Below are 16573 nucleotides of genomic sequence, written 5' to 3' on the forward strand. Positions count from 1 at the left end.
TCCAAAAGACATAGTGCAGGGATAGCCTTCAGGGCCCATGTAGGAAAGCGAACTCGCACACACAACTTGCCGTAGACGGCGGAGACACCTAGCTAAGCGTCATCATGGCAGCAGATCCTTACACCATCCTGGGCGTACCGCGCGGCGCAAGCGAAAAGGACATCAAGTCCGCCTATCGTAAGCTCGCGAAGGAACTCCATCCCGATACCAACAAGGACAACCCCAAGGCGGCGGAGCGCTTTTCCGACGTGACCCGCGCCTATGACCTGCTGTCCGACAAGGGCAAGCGGGCACAATTCGACCGCGGCGAAATCGACGCTGACGGCAATCCGACCATGCCGTTCGGCGGCGGCGGCAGCTATGGCGCCGGTTTCGGCGGCGGTGGCGGCCAACGCGGATTCTCGGGCGGATTCGGCGGCAACGAGGGGATCGACCTCGAAGACCTGTTCGGAGGCATCTTCGGCGGAGCCGGCGCACGCGGGCCCGGTGGCATGGGAGGAATGGGCGGCGCGCGCGCGGCTCCGCGCGGCGCCAATGTCAACTATCGCCTCTCGGTGCCGCTGACCGATGCGGCCGAGCGCAAGGACCAGCGCATCACTCTTTCCGATGGCAAGACCATCGACCTCAAGCTGCCCGCAGGCGTCGAGGACGGCACCCAGATGCGCCTCACGGGCAAGGGAGAGCCCGGTCCCGGCGGCCCCGGCGACGCGCTGATCACGATCCAGATCCAGCCGCACGCTTTCTTCAAGCAGGACGGTGACGACCTGCGGCTCGACCTGCCCATCACGCTCGACGAGGCGCTGAACGGCGCCAAGGTCAAGGCGCCGACAGCCTCGGGCGCCGTCATGCTCTCTGTGCCGCCCGGCTCCAGTTCGGGCAAGGTCCTGCGCCTCAAGGGCAAGGGGATGAGCCGCAAGAACGGCTCGCGGGGCGACCAGCTGATCTCGCTGGAAATCGTCCTGCCCGACCATGACGAGGACCTGGCGAAGCGGCTGGAAGGCTGGACCGACAATCGGGACGTGCGCGGCAAGCTGGGCGGCTGATCCTCCTGCCCCGCGCATTTCCGCAACCGGTAGCCCGATGCGGACGGTGACCTCACAAGCGAACAGTGCAAATTGAACACATCGCGTCCAGCGCCTATGACCGGCCCGTGCATGCCGATCCGCCAATGAAGCCCGCCGGTCCTCCCGACCTTTCTCCCGAAGGACGGCGGCGTGAAGCCTTGTTGGAGCGCGAGGGACTGCGGCAGCGGATCAGGCGGCGGGCAGGTCCGGGCTCGCACGTCTTCGCTGTTGTCATGCGGGTCGCGGGCGGGGCCTGGAAGGACGGGTTCATCCACGCCGGCAATCTCGCCTACATGACACTGCTGGCCCTGTTCCCCTTTTTCATCGCTTTGGCGGCCATCTTTTCGGCGATCGGCGAGAAGGCGCGGCTCGACGCCTCGATCGATGCGGTGCTGCGCGCCATGCCGCCGCGCGTGGCCGAAGTGCTGGGGCCGGTTGCGCATGACGTCGTGGCAGCACGGCACGGCTGGCTGCTGTGGATCGGCGGCCTGTTCGGCCTGTGGACCGCGACCAGCCTGATCGAGACGATCCGCGACATCCTCCACCGCGCCTATGGCACCAGCAAACGGCAGCGCTACTGGCGTTACCGTCTGTTCTCCACCGGGCTGATCTTCGGCGCGGTGCTGCTGCTGCTGATCTCGCTGTCCTCACAAGTGCTGATCGCGGCGATGCAGGCGATCATCTTCGCCCTGTTCCCGCAGTTCGACACGCTTTCCGACCAGATCGCCGTTTCCGGAATGATCAGCGCAGGCGCCCTGTTCGGCTCGATCTACATGCTGTTCTACCTGCTGACGCCAGCCGAATACCAGACCCGGATCTATCCGAAGTGGCCGGGAGCGGCGCTTGTGACAGCATGGTGGCTGCTGGTAGCCTTCGCGCTGCCCAAGGTGCTTCACAACTTTTTCGTCTACGATCTGACCTACGGAAGCCTTGCCGGAGTGATGATCGCGCTTTTCTTTTTCTGGCTGGTAGGCTTAGGGATGGTGGTGGGCGCCGAACTCAACGCGGCGCTCGCGGAATCGCCTGAAGAGAGGGACATGTTCAGGCGGTCCACTGCGGCCTCGGGGCCGAATGATAACGAAACACGGGAAGAACACGAATGACCGGTTTGATGCAGGGTAATCGCGGCCTGATCATGGGCCTCGCCAACGACAAGTCCCTGGCATGGGGCATCGCCAAGAAGCTGCACGAACAGGGGGCCGAAATGGCCTTCTCCTATCAGGGTGAAGCCCTGGAACGCCGCGTGCGGCCTCTGGCCGAAAGCCTGGGCAGCGATTTCCTGATCGAATGCGACGTGTCCTCGATGGAGGCTCTCGACGCCTCGTTTGCCACGCTGGCCGAGCGCTGGCCGACGATCGACTTCATCGTCCATGCCATCGGCTTTTCGGACAAGAACCAGCTGCGCGGAAAGTTCTACGACACCACGCTCGACAACTTCCTGATGACCATGAACATTTCGGCCTACAGCCTGGTCGCCGTGACCAAGCGGGCAATGCCGATGATGCCGAACGGCGGGTCGATCCTGACGCTGACCTACTACGGTGCCGAGAAGGTCGTACCGCACTACAACGTGATGGGGGTGGCCAAGGCCGCGCTGGAATCATCGGTGAAGTACCTCGCCAACGACTGCGGCCCGGACGGGGTGCGCGTCAACGCGATCTCGGCCGGTCCGATCAAGACGCTGGCTGCCAGCGGCATCGGCGATTTCCGCTATATCCTCAAGTGGAACGAGCTGAACTCGCCGCTGCGGCGCAACGTCACGATCGACGATGTCGGCGGTGCCGGGCTATATTTCCTCTCGGACCTGTCCTCGGGCGTGACCGGCGAAACACATCACGTCGATGCCGGTTATCACACCGTCGGCATGAAGCAGGAAGACGCGCCGGACATCGCGCTCGGCTAATCCCCGGGAAGACCTCTGGAACGCAAAAAGGCCGGAAGTTTTCTTCCGGCCTTTTTCGTTGCGTCAGAGCGAGGGACTGGCGACGTCTTACTTCGGTTCCTGCACCGGCGCTTCGACCGTCGCCTTCCCGCTTTCGTCCTCGGCGGCGCCCTGCTCGGCCTTCTGCTTGTCCTGCTCGTCGAAGTAGGCCTTTTCCTCCTTCTCGACTTCCGCCTGCTGGGTTGCAGCCTTGGCATCGATCGTCGAGAGGCGCTTTTCGCGTTCGGCCTGAATCAACTCGCTGAACTTCACGTCCGAGCCGTTCTTCTTTTCGGCATAAGCCTTGTCGATGAGTTGCTGCGTGCAACCCAGCGATCCGCCTGCACCGACCGGCGAACAGCTGAGTGTGCCAAACGCGCCAACCGTCTCGTAGGCCTGAACCTTGTTGGCCCAGGCCTGCGCCTTGGGCGAATCGACGCCCCGCAGCGGTTCGGGAATGCGGTAGCGCTCTTCCTCGGGCTTGCGGGCGCAGACGGTGATCTCGCCCTGCGTCGAGGCCGGACACGGGTCGTCACCATAGACGATCAACTGGTTGACCTTCTCATCGTTGGGAATGGACAGCTCATCATCCTGCGCGGCAGCAGGCACGGACGCCAGAGTCAGGCCGAAAGCGGCAGCGGCAACGGCGGTCATGACACGAGACATTCCGGAGGCTCCAATCAGATCAGGTTTGAGACGCACTATAGGAACGTGCGCCGTTGAACGATAGCTGAAGCGCTGGTGCCAGCCTTGCGCCAGAACAACAAGCCGCGAAAATTCAGATGCGTTCGGAGAGCTTGATGGCGGCGCGGCAGCCGAGGCGAATCGCGTTGAACAGCAGCGGATAGGCCGGCGCCCGTTCGGCTCCCGCCGCAAGCGCCGCATCGCGGTGCTCCCGCTCATCGTCACGGAACTCGCGGATCGCCGCGCTCAGTTCCGGATCGTCACCGTCCAGTTCCTCAAGCTGCTCGGTATAGTGCCGGTCGATCTCGGTCTCGATCGCGGCGGTGCAGGCCATCGCCGCCTCAGGGCCGATCAACGCGGTCGCCGCACCGAGCGCGAAGCCGGCAACCGACCACACCGGCTGCAACAGCGTCGGGCGCACGCCGCGTTCGGCGATCAGGGCATCGAAACGGGCGCGGTGATCCTCTTCCTGCGCAGCCATGCCGGCCACTTCGGTCGAATGCGGCGCGCGGCTGCCCATCACCGCCATTTGCCCGGCATAGATGCGGGTCGCGCCGTATTCGCCTGCCTGATCGACGCGCAACATGCGCGCACTGCGGGATGAAGTCATGCTTTCGCCTTTCCGCCAAGCGACAGCAGCCCGAAAGCCGCCAGCCCACCGGCTGTCGAGAAGATAAAGTTCCAGCCCGCCAGCGAGATCCCGAACAGGCTCCACTGCACCTCGTCGCAGCGCACGACCGGGGCGTTCATGATCGCCTCCAGCGGATCGACGCCCTTCGCGAAGGGGCTTGCAGTGCAGGCCGTCACGCCTTCCCACCAGCCATATTCAACGCCCGCGTGAAATGCGCCGATCAGGCCCGAGGTCACGATCCCCAGCGCTGCCACGGCCACCAGCGGACGCACCGGGCTCCAGAAGAAGGCGAGTGCCGCGAAGGGGAGCGCAAACATGTGCGGATAGCGCTGCCACCAGCACATCTCGCATGGCACCAGCCCGAAACCGTACTGCGAGAGATAGGCTCCGCCCAGCGCGGCCGCCGGAATCAACAGGACGAACCAGCGGGCCAGGCGCAGCGACGGATCGACGGCGACAGTCATGACATCGTTTCCCTGCCTGTACCCGTCAGTTTGCCTTCTTGGCCGCCGCAGCGGCAAGCGCGGGCTTGCCCGCCGTGCGCTCGAGCGTCGCAATGGCGTAGTGGAGCTGGAAGTCAGTAATGCCTTCCTTCTTCAGCTCCTCGGCGGAAATCTTGAAGCGCGGATCATCCTTGCTATCGGTTTCCAGATCCTTGTCCTTCAGGCCCGCGTCGTTGATCAGGTGGCCGCGCAGATCGGATTCGCGCACGGCCCGTTCGGCACGGGCGCGAGCATCGGGATCGGACAGCTGCGGCACCTTGATGTCAGGCACGATGCCGCCTTCCTGCACCGAGTGGCCTGAAGGCGTGTAATAGCGCGCCGTCGTCAGCTTCACCGCGCTGTCCTTGTCGAGTTGGATGAACGACTGGACCGAGCCCTTGCCGAAGGTGCGCTGGCCCATGATCACCGCGCGGTGCTGGTCCTGCAGTGCGCCCGCGACGATCTCGGAGGCCGAAGCGGATCCGGCGTCGACCAGCACGATGATCGGCAATCCGCGCGCGGCATCGCCCTTGAACATGGTTTCGGCGCGATAGAACTGGTTCTCGCTGGCAAGGCGCCCGCGTTGCGAGACGATGTCGCCCTTGTCGAGGAACAGATCGGACAGCGCCACCGCCTCGTCGAGCGAACCGCCGGGGTTCGAGCGCAGGTCCAGCACCAGGCCGGTCAGCTTGCCTGTGCCCTTGAGCGCGGCCTGCTTCTTGAGATCGGCAATCGCACCGTTCACGTAGTTGCCGACATCGCGCGAGAATTCGTTGACGCTGATCACGCCGACATCGTTCTGGAGCTCCCAGGTCACCGGCTTGAGTTCGATCACGCCGCGCGTCACGGTCACATCGAAAGGCTCGTCGCGGCCGGGGCGGAAGATCGTCAGCTTGATCGAGGTGCCGGCCGGCCCGCGCATCTTCTCCACCGCCTCATCGAGATCGCGATCGTAATAGAGCACACCATCGAGGTGCGTGATGTAATCGCCCGCCTTGAGCCCGGCCTTCTCCGCCGGGCTGCCCTTGAACGGCGAGATGATCTTCACCGCACCGTCATCCTCGACCACAGAAAGGCCGAGCCCGGTGTACTTGCCATCGATCATCGTTTCGAGCCGCTGCAGCGAGGGACCATCGAGATAGTTCGAATGCGGGTCAAGGCTTGCCAGCATCCCGTCGATCGCGCCTTTCAGCAGCTTGTCGTCGTCGACCGGGTCGACGTAGTTAGCCTTCACCAGTTCATAGATGGTGAAAAGCCTGTCGAACTCGTGGTTCGCGCGGCCATCGACCGCCGCGAGCCCGGAGGTCGCGGCGGGAAGCACGGCAACAGCGGACACCAGCAGCGCGGCGCGCATCAGGGGGGCGAATTTCATCGGGCGGTAAGCCTCTCGTTCTTCACGTCCGGGACCGGACAACGCCGGGCGGAGGGGTTACGGGTCCGTTCCTACCCGCCCTTTACCACAAACGCCAGCAATTGGGGCCCGGACAGTTTGACGCAGGTACGGTGTGAACCGGATGCTGCATCATAGCGAACGGATATATTGCAGGGGATTAACGGGTTCGCCGTCGCGGCGCAGTTCCACAACCACCTGCGGCGTCCCGGGGCCGGTCATGCCGACCGGCGATCCGGCAACGACATTATCCCCGACCGCCACGTCCAGCCGCGCCAGCCCCGTGACAAGCGAGGTCCAGCCGCCTGCATGCTCGATGATGATGATGCGGTGATAGCCCCGATAAGGCCCGGCGAAGGCCACGCGGCCCGGCGCGGGCGAGACCACCTGTGCATTGGCGCGCGGCGCCAGCACCAGCCCGCCCGACCGCGCCTGCCCCGGTGCGACCTCTCCGAAACCGGTCACCAGGCGGCCGGTGACGGGCAGCATGTAGCTTGGCAATCCCTCGGGCGGAGGCGTGAACTGCACTGTTTCGACGACCTGGGCCGACTCCGGCCGTGCCGGGCGCATGATCGGGCCGGGCAACGCGGCAAGCCGGTCGCGCAGTTCCCCCTGCCTGCCCATTTCCGCGACCAGTTCGCCCAGATCGCGCGCCTTCTCTGCCAGTGCCAGTGCCCGGTCACTCTCACGCGCGGCGATTCCGGCCACCTGACGGCTGGCAAGCCGCTGGCCCGCCTCGATCGAGGCGAGTTTCTGGCGGCGTGCGCGCATTTCGGTCTCGGTCCTCCCCAGATCCGCAGTGGCCGCCTGTGCGCTGCGTTCGAGGGCGCGGCCTCGCTCGATTTCGGCGCGCAGGTCGGCTGTGCGCGCCTGTACTTCGGGCAGCACGGTATCGAGCAGCGCACGCATGTAGACGGCATCGCGCACCGAACCAGGCCGCAACAGCGCCAGAAGCGGCGAGCGGCGCGAGAGCCGTTGCAGCGAACCGGTCAACCGGACCAGCGGTTCCTGCTGCTCGGCCAGCGCGGCGCGCAGCTGCGCACGCTGCGAGGCGATCAGCCTGATCCTGGCCTGCTGCACCGCCAGCGCCGCTTCGGTTTCCTGAATGCGCGCCGCCACCGCAGCGGCCTCGCGCGCCGTCTTCTCGGCCTGCACGGTCACATTCCGGGCGCGCGCTTCGAGCTTTTCCGCCCGCTTGCGCGCCGCCTCGCCCTCGCGCCGGGCCGCGCGCATGTCTTCCTGCGCCTTGCTTGCATCGGCCGTAGGGTCGAGCACGGCCAGCGCCCCCTGCTGCGTCATCGCCTGCGTCACAAGCACGGCAGTGGCACATGCGGCGAGGATCAGGGCAAGGCGGGTGGAAAGTTTCACAGGCGATTACCTAGAACGGCCTGAGTCCGGCGGGAAGAGAGAAGTGGCGGAGCGGAATGCGACTCGGTCACCCCGACCGGTGATAGGGGTGCCCCGCCAGAATCGCCGTCGCGCGCCAGAGCTGCTCGGCCAGCATCGCGCGCGCCATGAGGTGCGGCCAAGTCATCCTGCCGAAGCACAGCAGGTGATCAGCAGAGGCACGGGCCTCGTCGCCATGGCCATCGGCAGCGCCGATCAGGAAGCGGCATTCACGCACGCCTTCGTCGCGCCAGCGGCCGAGCAGGGCGGCGAATTCTTCCGAGGTCATGGCCTTGCCGCGTTCATCCAGCAGGACTTCGCGACAGGGTGTCTGCAAGGGTGGCGGCACCTTGCCGCCTGTGTCTGGCAGCTCGCTGTGCTTGAAAGGCCAGCTTATCCGCTTTGCATAGCGATCCAGCAGCTCTGCCTCTGGCGAGCGGGCGATCTTTCCGCGGGCGATGATATGAAGCAGCATGTCGGGAGCACGCAAAACGCCAAGGCGCCTCTTGCGCGGATGTCCTCTCGCTCTGCCCGGCCTCTTGGGAGCCGGGCTGTTCTTTCAACCGTGCGCGGCGGTCAGGCCGCGCCGGAGGGTCCGTCGAAGCCCCACATCCTCTCGAGGTTGTAGAAGCTGCGCACTTCCGGGCGGAAGAGATGGACGATCACGCCGCCGGCATCGACCAGCACCCAGTCGGCCGCGGGCAGGCCCTCGATACGCGGGTTGCCGAAGCCACCGTGTTTGAGCCGCTCGCCGAGTTTCTGCGCCATGGCGGCCACTTGCCGGGTCGAACGGCCCGACGCGATCACCATGTAGTCCGCAATGCTGGATTTGCCTTCGAGGTCGATGGTCACCAGGTCCTGCGCCTGATCGTCGTCGAGCGACTGCAGGACAAGGGCCAGAAGCGGGTCGTCGCTGTCGACCACCGCCGGGGGCGTGGTGCCGGCCGCAGCCGGCTGAATTTGTGCCTGTGGCATCTTAGTAGGTATCTGCTCCTTTCAGGGATCGTCCGGGCAAGATGGAAACCATCATGCCGTTTTCAATCATATGCTGGGTAAGCCGGGCGCGCTCGCGAAAGGTCTCAGGACCGTTCACGCCGCTGTTCCGGGGATGGGGCGGTGCGTGACAGCGTCCCGGCAGGGCATGGAACGCGAAGCCCGCGTTCCGCTTGTCCGGGCCCAGTCCGGATCGGTCTGGCGTATCGCCGTGGCCGACCGCGTATCGGGGTCGAATCGCAATGTCACAAGCGCAGGTGCGCTCCACCTTTCCGGACTGCGAAGACTGGACAAAGGCTTCCGGAATCGCCTCAACCAGACCATCGCGGGGCTCGCGAGGGCATCCGCATCATACCCCGGACGGGCAATCACTGCAATCGGCAAGAGATTCGCGATCCGGCGCCAGTCCTTCCACTTGTGGAATTGCGCCAGATTGTCCGCCCCCATCAGCCACACGAAGCGGCGTTTCGGATAGCGTGCCAGCAGCTTGCGCAGGGTGTCGACGGTGTAGCGCGTGCCCAGTTCGCGTTCGATGGCGGTCACACGGATACGCGTGTGCCGAGTAACCCGGCGAGCCGATGCCACACGCGCCGCCAGCGGCGCCATGCCTGCGGCGGGCTTGAGCGGATTGCCCGGCGAGACCAGCCACCACACCTCATCAAGCGCCAGTGCATCGATCGCGAAGAGCGAAATGCGCCGGTGTCCACCGTGGGCCGGATTGAAACTGCCGCCGAGCAGCCCGGTAATCGGACCACTGCGCCGCCGCGAGGTCATGGCTTTACGGCCGCGTCTGGCCGCTGCCACGCACTAGCCACTTATAGGTCGTCAGCCCCTCGAGCGCGACCGGGCCGCGCGCATGGAGGCGCCCGGTGGCGATGCCGATCTCCGCGCCAAGCCCGAACTCGCCGCCATCGGCGAACTGGCTGGAGGCATTGACCATGACGATGGCACTGTCGACTTCGTTGAGGAAGCGCTCTGCCGCCGTCGCGTCCGCCGTGACGATCGCATCGGTGTGGTGCGAGGAATGCGCCGCGATGTGGTCCATCGCCGCATCTAGCCCGTCCACCACCGCGACCGACAGCACCGAATCAAGATACTCGGTGTCCCAGTCCTCTTCGCTGGCGGACAGGATGCGCGAATCGAGTGCGCGGGCACGGGCATCGCCGCGCAGTTCACAACCGGCATCCAGCAGGCCTGCAACCACCGAGGCGCTTTCGGGGAACTGCGTGTCGAGCAGCAGGGTTTCCATCGAACCGCAGATGCCGGTGCGGCGCATCTTGGCGTTGAGCGTCACACTGCGCGCCATTTCCGGATCGGCCGCAGCATGGACATAGGTGTGGCAGATTCCGTCGAGGTGCGCGAGCACCGGCACCCGCGCATCGGCCTGCACGCGAGCAACAAGGCTCTTGCCGCCGCGCGGCACGATCATGTCGATGAACCCGGCCGCCGTCAGCATGGCGCCGACGACCGCGCGGTCCTGCGTGGGTACGAGCTGGATCGCGGCGGCAGGAATGCCGGCACTCTCCAGACCCGTGGCAAAGGCCGCCGCGATCGCACGGTTCGAATGCAGCGCCTCGCTGCCCCCGCGCAGCAGCACGGCATTGCCCGAACGCAGGCACAGCGCCGCCGCATCCGCCGTGACGTTGGGCCGGCTTTCGTAGATGATTCCGATCAGCCCGATCGGAATGCGCACGCGGCTGAGCTTCAATCCGTTGGGACGCTCGCTCTCTGCGATCACTCCCCCGACCGGATCAGGCAGGCCAGCAACCTGCTCCACTGCATCTGCAATCCCCGCGAGACGCGCGGGATCCAGCCGCAGGCGGTCAAGCATGGCGCCGGTCAGCCCCTTGGCCTCGCCCGCCGCGATATCATGTGCATTGGCTTCAAGAATTGCTGGCCCGGCAGCGCGAAGAGCGGCGGCGGCAGCACGCAGGGCATCCGCTTTTTGAGCGCCGGTCAGCCGCGCAAGGACGCGCTGCGCCGCACGTCCGTCACGGGCAAGGCGCGCAACGAGGTCTTCAGGCGATTCGGCAGCCGCACCCGAAGGGCGGTCGGCCAGAGGAGCAGTCTCTACAGTCATGGCTGCGGCCTAACATCAACCTTCAGGATTGTCACCGTTTCGCGCGGTTTCCGGCAGCTGTGCCCGCTAGGCCACAGCGGTTAGGATAATGTCAACATGCTCCATACTACAGCAGTTTTCATTTGACACAGCCCCGGTGCCAGCCGTGACCCAGGTCAAGAAGTTTCCTCAACTCATCGCGCCGGACGGTCACTTCACCCCGATTCAACAAGGGTTTACGGTAAGTCGATTCGCCTTTGCCCCCCTCCCCTGCTAGCTCACTGCTCCGGGACTGAGATAGAAAACTCAAGCGGGGTCGTTTTGAATTTCACATCTTCCGGGGCGTTTCTGTCGCGCCTGCGGACTGCGTTTCCTGATCGCGAGTTCATCATGCGATCGCAGGGGCAGGTCCGGTTTATTCATGTCTCCTCTCGCGTGCAGATGGCAGCGGCCGGCGCCGCGACGGCGCTTCTCGCCGTCTGGCTCGGCACCATCGGCACCGCAGCGGTCGCCCGGATCTACGCCGACCATGAACAGGCAGCGCTGCTGAACCGCGAAGCCGCTGTCGCCAAGTCCGAAAGCCGCGTCCAGGCCTACCGCGACAACATCAGCGAAACGACCGCCGATCTTGCCCGCCGCCAGCAGTTCATCGAACAGATGGTCGAAGCCCACATTGGTGACCTTCCGGACGACAAGAAGGCCGGTGAAACGGTGTCCGACAGCTCCGGCGAAGCCGCCAAAACCGTCCGCAAGATCAGCGCAGTCCTCCCTGAAGCGCGCGGCCTGGCTGAAGTCGAGGCCGAACAGCTCGCCTTCGTTGAACGCCTGACCCGTTATGCCGACCGCCGCTCCGCCAGCGCCAGCGCCGCGATCCGCAAGCTCGGTCTCAATCCGAACGCGATCATCGCCAATTCCAGTGGTGCCGAGGGTGGCCCGCTGATGCGCCTCGCCACGTCAGCCGACGGCAGCCTTGATCCCCGCTTCCAGCGCATGGGCGTGAGCCTTGCCCGCATGGACGCGCTGGAAAACGGGCTCGCGTCGATCCCGCAGGTGCGCCCGGCCCATGTCGCCTATGTCTCGTCGAGCTATGGCTATCGCGCAGACCCGTTCACCGGTGCTGCCGCCTTCCATGCCGGGCTTGACTTCCCGGGCCCGCGCGGCTCCGCCATCTACGCCGCCGCCAAAGGTACCGTCAGCTTCGTCGGCCGCCGCAGCGGTTATGGCAATTGCATCGAAATCAGCCATGGCAACGGCCTCATGACCCGTTACGGTCACCTTTCCGGCTTCAAGCAAACCCACGTCGGCGAAAGAGTCGATGCCGGTACCGTGATCGGCGCGATGGGGAGCACTGGCCGCTCCACCGGCCCGCACCTGCATTTCGAAGTCCGTGTCAACGGCCGCCCGGTCAATCCGCGCCCCTTCCTTGAGGCCGCCCGCAATGTTCAGCAAAAAGACTCCTAATATGGCCCGGACACCTTCCGCCCCCCGCCCTGCCGGTGCTTCGACATTCTCGATGCTCGGCCCCGATACGGTCATCACCGGCAATATCGAGGCCACGGCCGATCTGCACATCGACGGCCGCGTCGATGGCGACATCGCGTGCAGTTCGCTGGTACAGGGCGAGGACAGTCAGATCACCGGCGCCATCCGCGCCGAGACGGTGCGTGTGGCCGGTCTCGTGCGCGGCACGATCGCAGCGCGCGAAGTGGTGATTCTCAAGACTGCCCGGATCGAGGGCGATGTCGCTTACGACACGCTCACCATTGAGCAGGGCGCGCGCCTCGAAGGGCGCCTCAGCCCCAACGGCGGCCAGACCCCGCCCGCCGTTGCGCATCTGCCCAAGGCCAGCGGTGAAGCCGAACTGGTGCTGACAGCGCAGTGATAAAATGGCAGCCGGTCACCCCCGGCTGCACGTCAAACTGTAAAGCTTTCCCCGCAACCGCAGGCTCCCTTGGCGTTGGGGTTGTCGAACACGAAGCCGGCGGTGAAGTCGTCTTCCTTCCAGTCCATCGTGCTGCCGATCAGGTAGAGCACCGAGGCGCTGTCGATGTAGAAATTGCCGCCGGGCGTCTCGATCTTCTCGTCGAACTTGGCTTCCTCGGTCACGTAGTCCACCGAATAGGCAAGGCCCGAACAGCCCCGGCGCGGCGTGGACAGCTTCACACCAATCGCGCCCTCGGGCGCCTGGCTCATCAGTTTGGCGATCCGCGCTTCGGCGCCCGGAGTCAGCACGACAGCGGCCGGACGTTCGCGAGTAGTCGTGGTCATAGCTTCATTTCCCAGAACTGCGCCGTCCCGGTTGCGGGATCGAGAGCATAGTTTCCGTATCCAAGCGCGGCGTAAAGGGCCTTGGCCCGCTCGTTGCCGCCCAGCACCTCGAGCGTGATCTTGCAGGCACCGCGCGCGCGAGCCTCCTGCTCGACGGCCTGCATCAGGGCACGGCCGATTCCCTTTCCGCGCGCGCCCGGCTTTACGGCGATATCATGGATGTTGATCAGCGGCCGGGCCGCGAAAGTAGAGAAGCCGGTGAAGCAATTGGCAAGACCCACCGCATCTTCGCCATCGAACGCCAGCAGTGTGAATGCACCGGGAAAGGCCTTTAGTGCCGCTGCCAGCCGCTCGCGCACCGCCGGATCCAGCGGTGTCCCGCCGCCCATCGGATCGCGCGCATAGGCATCCAGCAAGGCGACCATGGCTCCGGCATCGGATGCCTCGCCAAAATCGGCCAGCCGCACCGTCACGGCAGGCGTATCGAGGGCAGCAGCTTCGCTCACAGCATGCCCAGTTCGAGCTTTGCCTCGTCGGACATCTTGGCCATGTCCCACGGCGGATCCCAGACGAGATTGACGTCGCAATCGCGCACGCCCGGCACTGCCGCAACGCGCAGTTCGACTTCACCCGGCATCGATTCAGCCACCGGGCAATGCGGCGTGGTGAGCGTCATCGTCACCGCCACCGAAGCCTCGGGCGAAACATCGACGCCATAGATCAGGCCAAGATCGTAGATATTTACTGGGATTTCCGGGTCGAAGATTTCCTTGAGCGCAGAAATCACGCCTTCATAGATTGCGCCGCCCGGCTCTCCGGGAATTTCACCCTGCGGCGTCTCGGCAAGGAAGCCTTCGAGGTAGTCGCGCTTGCGTTCGATTGTTTCTTTCGGGGATTCCACGTTCTCTTCTTCCGGCAGGGGCGCATCCTCGACCCGGGCGCGCTTGGGCACTGGTGCTTCGCTGAGTTGGACGAACTTGATGGGCCGCTGCCCGTCGTGATCGTGTTCGCTCATCCGAAAATTCTCCTGGTGCGCTCGATCCCTTTCAGGAGCGCCTCGATATCGTTGTCATCACTGTAGAGGCCAAAGCTGGCCCGGGCGGTGGCGGGAACGCCAAGGTGGTCCATGAGCGGTTGCGCACAATGGTGCCCGGCCCGAATCGCCACGCCCTCTTCGTCCAATATGGTGCCAAGGTCGTGCGGATGCACCCCGTCGAGCGCGAAACTGACGATTCCCACTGAATCCTCGGGACCGAACAAGGTCACGTCGTTGCGCTTGCCCAGTTCGGCGCGCAGGCGAGCGGCCAGATCGCGTTCGTGCTGCTCGGCGCGAGCCAAGCCGATGCCGGAAAGCCAGTCCATGGCCGCCGCCATTCCCAGCGCCTCGACGATCATCGGCGTGCCCGCCTCGAAACGCTGCGGCGCGGGGGCGTAGGTGCTCTTCTCGAAGGTCACCCGGTCGATCATCGCCCCGCCGCCGTGCCAGGGCGGCATCGCATCCAGGATCGCCTTGCGTGCCCACAGCGCGCCGATCCCGGTCGGGCCATAGAGCTTGTGCGCGGAGAAGACGTAGAAATCGCAATCGAGCGCCGCCATGTCGAGCGCGATGCGCGGCGCGGCCTGACAGCCATCGACCAGCAGCAGGGCGCCAGCGGCATGAGCCAGATCGGCGGCGCGGCGCACATCGAGCACCGAGCCCAGCACGTTCGAGACATGCGCCAGGGCCACCAGCTTGTGCGCAGGCGTCAGGATGCGTTCGGCCTCATCGACGTCGATCCGGCCGTCTGCCGTAAGCGGGCAGACGTCGATCGCCACGCCGGTGCGCTCACGCAGCATCTGCCAGGGCACGATGTTCGAATGGTGCTCCAGCGTGGACAGCAGGATGCGATCGCCCGCCTTGAGGTTTTCCACGCCCCAGGTCTGCGCCACGAGGTTGATCGCCTCGGTCGCGCCGCGGGTGAAGACGATCTCCTCTTCCGCGCCGCCAAGGAAAGCTGCCGTGCGGCGCCGCGCCGCCTCGAAAGCCAGAGTCATTTCAGCAGAGCGTGCATAGACGCCGCGATGCACGGTCGCGTAGTCACGGCCCAGCGCATTCACGGTGGCGTCGATCACTGCCTGCGGCTTCTGCGCGGTGGCGGCAGTATCAAGGTAGTGCCAGCCGCCCGCGATGCCGGGGAACTCGTCCTTGAGCGCGAGTATCGCCGTACTCACAGCGCCGTCCCCACCAGCTTGGCGAGCCGGGCCATGGCCGCTTCGTCGAGCGCCTCTTCTCCCGGCGCGCCGGCGAACGCCTCGGCAATGAAAGCCTGCAACATCAACCGCTTGGCATCGGCTGGCGGCAGGCCGCGCGACATAAGGTAGAAAAGGCCGTTTGCGTCGAGTTCACCCACCGCGCAGCCATGTGCCGCCTTGACGTCATCGGCGAAGATTTCGAGTTCTGGCTTGGCATTGGCGGTCGCCGTGCGGTCGAGCAGCATGGCGCGCACCGACTGCTCGGCATCGGTCCCGTCGGCGCCACGTTCCACCGCGATGCAGCCGAGATAAGTCCCGGTCGCATTGCCCGCGAGCACGGTGCGCACGATCTGGCTGGAGGTGGCGTTGAGCCCGGCGTGCGTCACCTTGGTAACGATCTCCAGCGTTTCCTTGCCGGTGGCAAGCTGTGCGGCGCCCAGCGTGAAGTCCGCGCCTTCCTCCAGCCGCACATCGATGGCAATGCGGCCGTAGCCCGGACCCGCCGTCAGCACGCGCAAGTCCAGCTTCGCGCCCTTGCCGAGCCGGACATCGAGATGCCGCGCGACGGCCCCCTCACCCAGCTCTATCACCTGCCGCGATTCTTCCAGTCCGGCGATGACTTCGATATCCTCGCGCACCACCGGCCAGACCGTGGCCAGCGCGTCGAGGTCCGAATAGCGGAAATCCTCGTCCTTGCGGGTGGGAAGCGTGAGTTCGACGTTCACGCTACCGCCTCGTAGCCTTCTTCCTCAAGCTGCAGCGCCAGCTCGGGGCCACCCGACTTGACGATGCGGCCACCCGCGAGGACGTGCACGAAGTCGGGCTTCACGTAGTCAAGCAGGCGCTGATAGTGCGTGATCAGCAGCACCGCCTTGTCCGGCGCGCGCATGATCGAATTGATGCCCTCGCCGCAGATGCGCAGCGCATCGATGTCGAGGCCGGAATCGGTCTCGTCCAGGATGGCCAGCTTGGGGTCGAGGATGCCCATCTGCACCATCTCGGCGCGCTTCTTCTCGCCACCGGAGAAGCCGACGTTCACCGGGCGCTTGAGCATATCCATGTCCATTTTAAGCAGCCTGGCCTTTTCCTTGGCCAACTTGAGGAACTCGCCGCCCGACAGCGGTTCTTCCCCGCGCCCCTTGCGCTGGGCATTGGCCGCCTCGCGCAGGAACTGGACGAAGGACACGCCCGGAATCTCGACCGGGTACTGGAAGCCGAGGAACAGCCCGGCAGCGGCACGCTCGTGCGGCTCGAGCTGCAGCAGGTCCTGCCCCATGAACTCGACCGAGCCGCCGGTCACTTCGTAGCCCGGACGCCCACCCAGCACATAGCCGGTGGTCGACTTGCCCGCGCCATTCGGCCCCATGATCGCATGAATCTCGCCAGGATTGATCGTGAGCGAGAGGCCCTTGAGGATGGGCTTGTCGGCAACGGAAGCCTGGAGGTTTTCGATCTTGAGCATG

Annotated in this window: 20 protein-coding genes; 5 read left to right on the forward strand and 15 right to left on the reverse strand. The window is 65.3% G+C overall.

Going from position 1 to position 16573, the window contains the following annotated elements; all coding sequences use genetic code 11:
- Positions 1-104 precede the first annotated feature (104 nt).
- From MTR64_RS14810 to fabI, 3 genes are all read left to right on the forward strand, one after another.
- A complete protein-coding gene (locus MTR64_RS14810; RefSeq protein WP_243994970.1) occupies positions 105-1043 on the forward strand; it encodes a DnaJ C-terminal domain-containing protein in 939 nt (312 codons plus the stop codon).
- A 125-nt stretch (positions 1044-1168) separates the two neighbouring features.
- Positions 1169-2167 carry a YihY/virulence factor BrkB family protein gene (locus tag MTR64_RS14815; RefSeq protein WP_243995208.1) on the forward strand — a complete coding sequence of 333 codons (999 nt, stop codon included), beginning with the start codon at positions 1169-1171 and terminating at the stop codon, positions 2165-2167.
- Positions 2164-2967 (forward strand): enoyl-ACP reductase FabI, encoded by an 804-nt coding sequence (gene fabI, locus MTR64_RS14820; protein WP_243994972.1) that lies wholly within the window; start codon positions 2164-2166, stop codon positions 2965-2967. The genes MTR64_RS14815 and fabI overlap by 4 nt, the downstream gene beginning before the upstream one ends.
- A gap of 87 nt (positions 2968-3054) precedes the next feature.
- On the opposite strand, the gene MTR64_RS14825 is transcribed toward fabI, so the two are convergent.
- From MTR64_RS14825 to MTR64_RS14865, 9 genes are all read right to left on the reverse strand, one after another.
- Complete coding sequence (locus MTR64_RS14825; RefSeq protein ID WP_243994974.1) at positions 3055-3651, reverse strand: hypothetical protein; 597 nt, start codon at positions 3649-3651, stop codon at positions 3055-3057.
- A gap of 112 nt (positions 3652-3763) precedes the next feature.
- Complete coding sequence (locus MTR64_RS14830; RefSeq protein ID WP_243994977.1) at positions 3764-4279, reverse strand: demethoxyubiquinone hydroxylase family protein; 516 nt, start codon at positions 4277-4279, stop codon at positions 3764-3766.
- A complete protein-coding gene (locus tag MTR64_RS14835; protein WP_243994979.1) occupies positions 4276-4764 on the reverse strand; it encodes a disulfide bond formation protein B in 489 nt (162 codons plus the stop codon). The genes MTR64_RS14830 and MTR64_RS14835 overlap by 4 nt, the downstream gene beginning before the upstream one ends.
- Before the next feature lie 25 nt (positions 4765-4789).
- Positions 4790-6154: a S41 family peptidase gene (locus MTR64_RS14840; RefSeq protein ID WP_243994980.1), complete on the reverse strand. Its 1365-nt coding sequence runs from the start codon at positions 6152-6154 to the stop codon at positions 4790-4792.
- Positions 6155-6304: 150 nt separating this feature from the next.
- Entirely contained in the window at positions 6305-7540 is a 1236-nt protein-coding gene (locus tag MTR64_RS14845; RefSeq protein WP_243994981.1) for a murein hydrolase activator EnvC family protein, read from the reverse strand.
- A gap of 67 nt (positions 7541-7607) precedes the next feature.
- A complete protein-coding gene (locus MTR64_RS14850) occupies positions 7608-8033 on the reverse strand; it encodes a 23S rRNA (pseudouridine(1915)-N(3))-methyltransferase RlmH (protein ID WP_243994984.1) in 426 nt (141 codons plus the stop codon).
- A 101-nt stretch (positions 8034-8134) separates the two neighbouring features.
- Positions 8135-8533: a ribosome silencing factor gene (rsfS, locus tag MTR64_RS14855; RefSeq protein ID WP_243994986.1), complete on the reverse strand. Its 399-nt coding sequence runs from the start codon at positions 8531-8533 to the stop codon at positions 8135-8137.
- 114 nt (positions 8534-8647) lie between these two features.
- Entirely contained in the window at positions 8648-9325 is a 678-nt protein-coding gene (locus MTR64_RS14860) for a nicotinate-nucleotide adenylyltransferase (RefSeq protein WP_243995011.1), read from the reverse strand.
- 4 nt (positions 9326-9329) lie between these two features.
- On the reverse strand, positions 9330-10631 hold the full coding sequence (locus MTR64_RS14865; protein ID WP_243995012.1) for a glutamate-5-semialdehyde dehydrogenase: 1302 nt from the start codon (positions 10629-10631) through the stop codon (positions 9330-9332).
- A gap of 300 nt (positions 10632-10931) precedes the next feature.
- Here MTR64_RS14865 and MTR64_RS14870 point away from each other — a divergent pair, with 300 nt between their 5' ends.
- Both MTR64_RS14870 and MTR64_RS14875 read left to right on the forward strand, forming a co-directional pair.
- Positions 10932-12071 carry a M23 family metallopeptidase gene (locus MTR64_RS14870; RefSeq protein ID WP_243995015.1) on the forward strand — a complete coding sequence of 380 codons (1140 nt, stop codon included), beginning with the start codon at positions 10932-10934 and terminating at the stop codon, positions 12069-12071.
- Position 12072: 1 nt separating this feature from the next.
- Positions 12073-12492: a bactofilin family protein gene (locus tag MTR64_RS14875; protein ID WP_243995017.1), complete on the forward strand. Its 420-nt coding sequence runs from the start codon at positions 12073-12075 to the stop codon at positions 12490-12492.
- Between the two features lie 32 nt (positions 12493-12524).
- Here the strand turns inward: MTR64_RS14875 and MTR64_RS14880 are convergent, their stop codons facing one another.
- From MTR64_RS14880 to sufC, 6 genes are read right to left on the reverse strand one after another with little or no spacing between them, the layout of a single operon-like run.
- The gene (locus MTR64_RS14880) at positions 12525-12878 is read right to left on the reverse strand and encodes a HesB/IscA family protein (protein ID WP_243995019.1); all 354 of its coding nucleotides are present in this window, start codon (positions 12876-12878) and stop codon (positions 12525-12527) included.
- The gene (locus MTR64_RS14885) at positions 12875-13384 is read right to left on the reverse strand and encodes a GNAT family N-acetyltransferase (RefSeq protein WP_243995021.1); all 510 of its coding nucleotides are present in this window, start codon (positions 13382-13384) and stop codon (positions 12875-12877) included. Before MTR64_RS14885 ends, MTR64_RS14880 begins: the two co-directional genes overlap by 4 nt.
- Positions 13381-13893, reverse strand: a complete 513-nt coding sequence (locus tag MTR64_RS14890; RefSeq protein ID WP_243995023.1) for an SUF system Fe-S cluster assembly protein — start codon at positions 13891-13893, stop codon at positions 13381-13383. The genes MTR64_RS14885 and MTR64_RS14890 overlap by 4 nt, the downstream gene beginning before the upstream one ends.
- Positions 13890-15089 (reverse strand): aminotransferase class V-fold PLP-dependent enzyme, encoded by a 1200-nt coding sequence (locus tag MTR64_RS14895; RefSeq protein WP_243995025.1) that lies wholly within the window; start codon positions 15087-15089, stop codon positions 13890-13892. Before MTR64_RS14895 ends, MTR64_RS14890 begins: the two co-directional genes overlap by 4 nt.
- Positions 15086-15835, reverse strand: a complete 750-nt coding sequence (locus tag MTR64_RS14900; protein WP_243995027.1) for a SufD family Fe-S cluster assembly protein — start codon at positions 15833-15835, stop codon at positions 15086-15088. Before MTR64_RS14900 ends, MTR64_RS14895 begins: the two co-directional genes overlap by 4 nt.
- Entirely contained in the window at positions 15832-16572 is a 741-nt protein-coding gene (gene sufC / locus MTR64_RS14905) for a Fe-S cluster assembly ATPase SufC (RefSeq protein WP_243995210.1), read from the reverse strand. Before sufC ends, MTR64_RS14900 begins: the two co-directional genes overlap by 4 nt.
- Position 16573 lies beyond the last annotated feature (1 nt).

Origin of the sequence: Novosphingobium album (ex Hu et al. 2023) (genome assembly GCF_022832385.1) — a bacterium.
Lineage (GTDB): Bacteria > Pseudomonadota > Alphaproteobacteria > Sphingomonadales > Sphingomonadaceae > Novosphingobium > Novosphingobium album.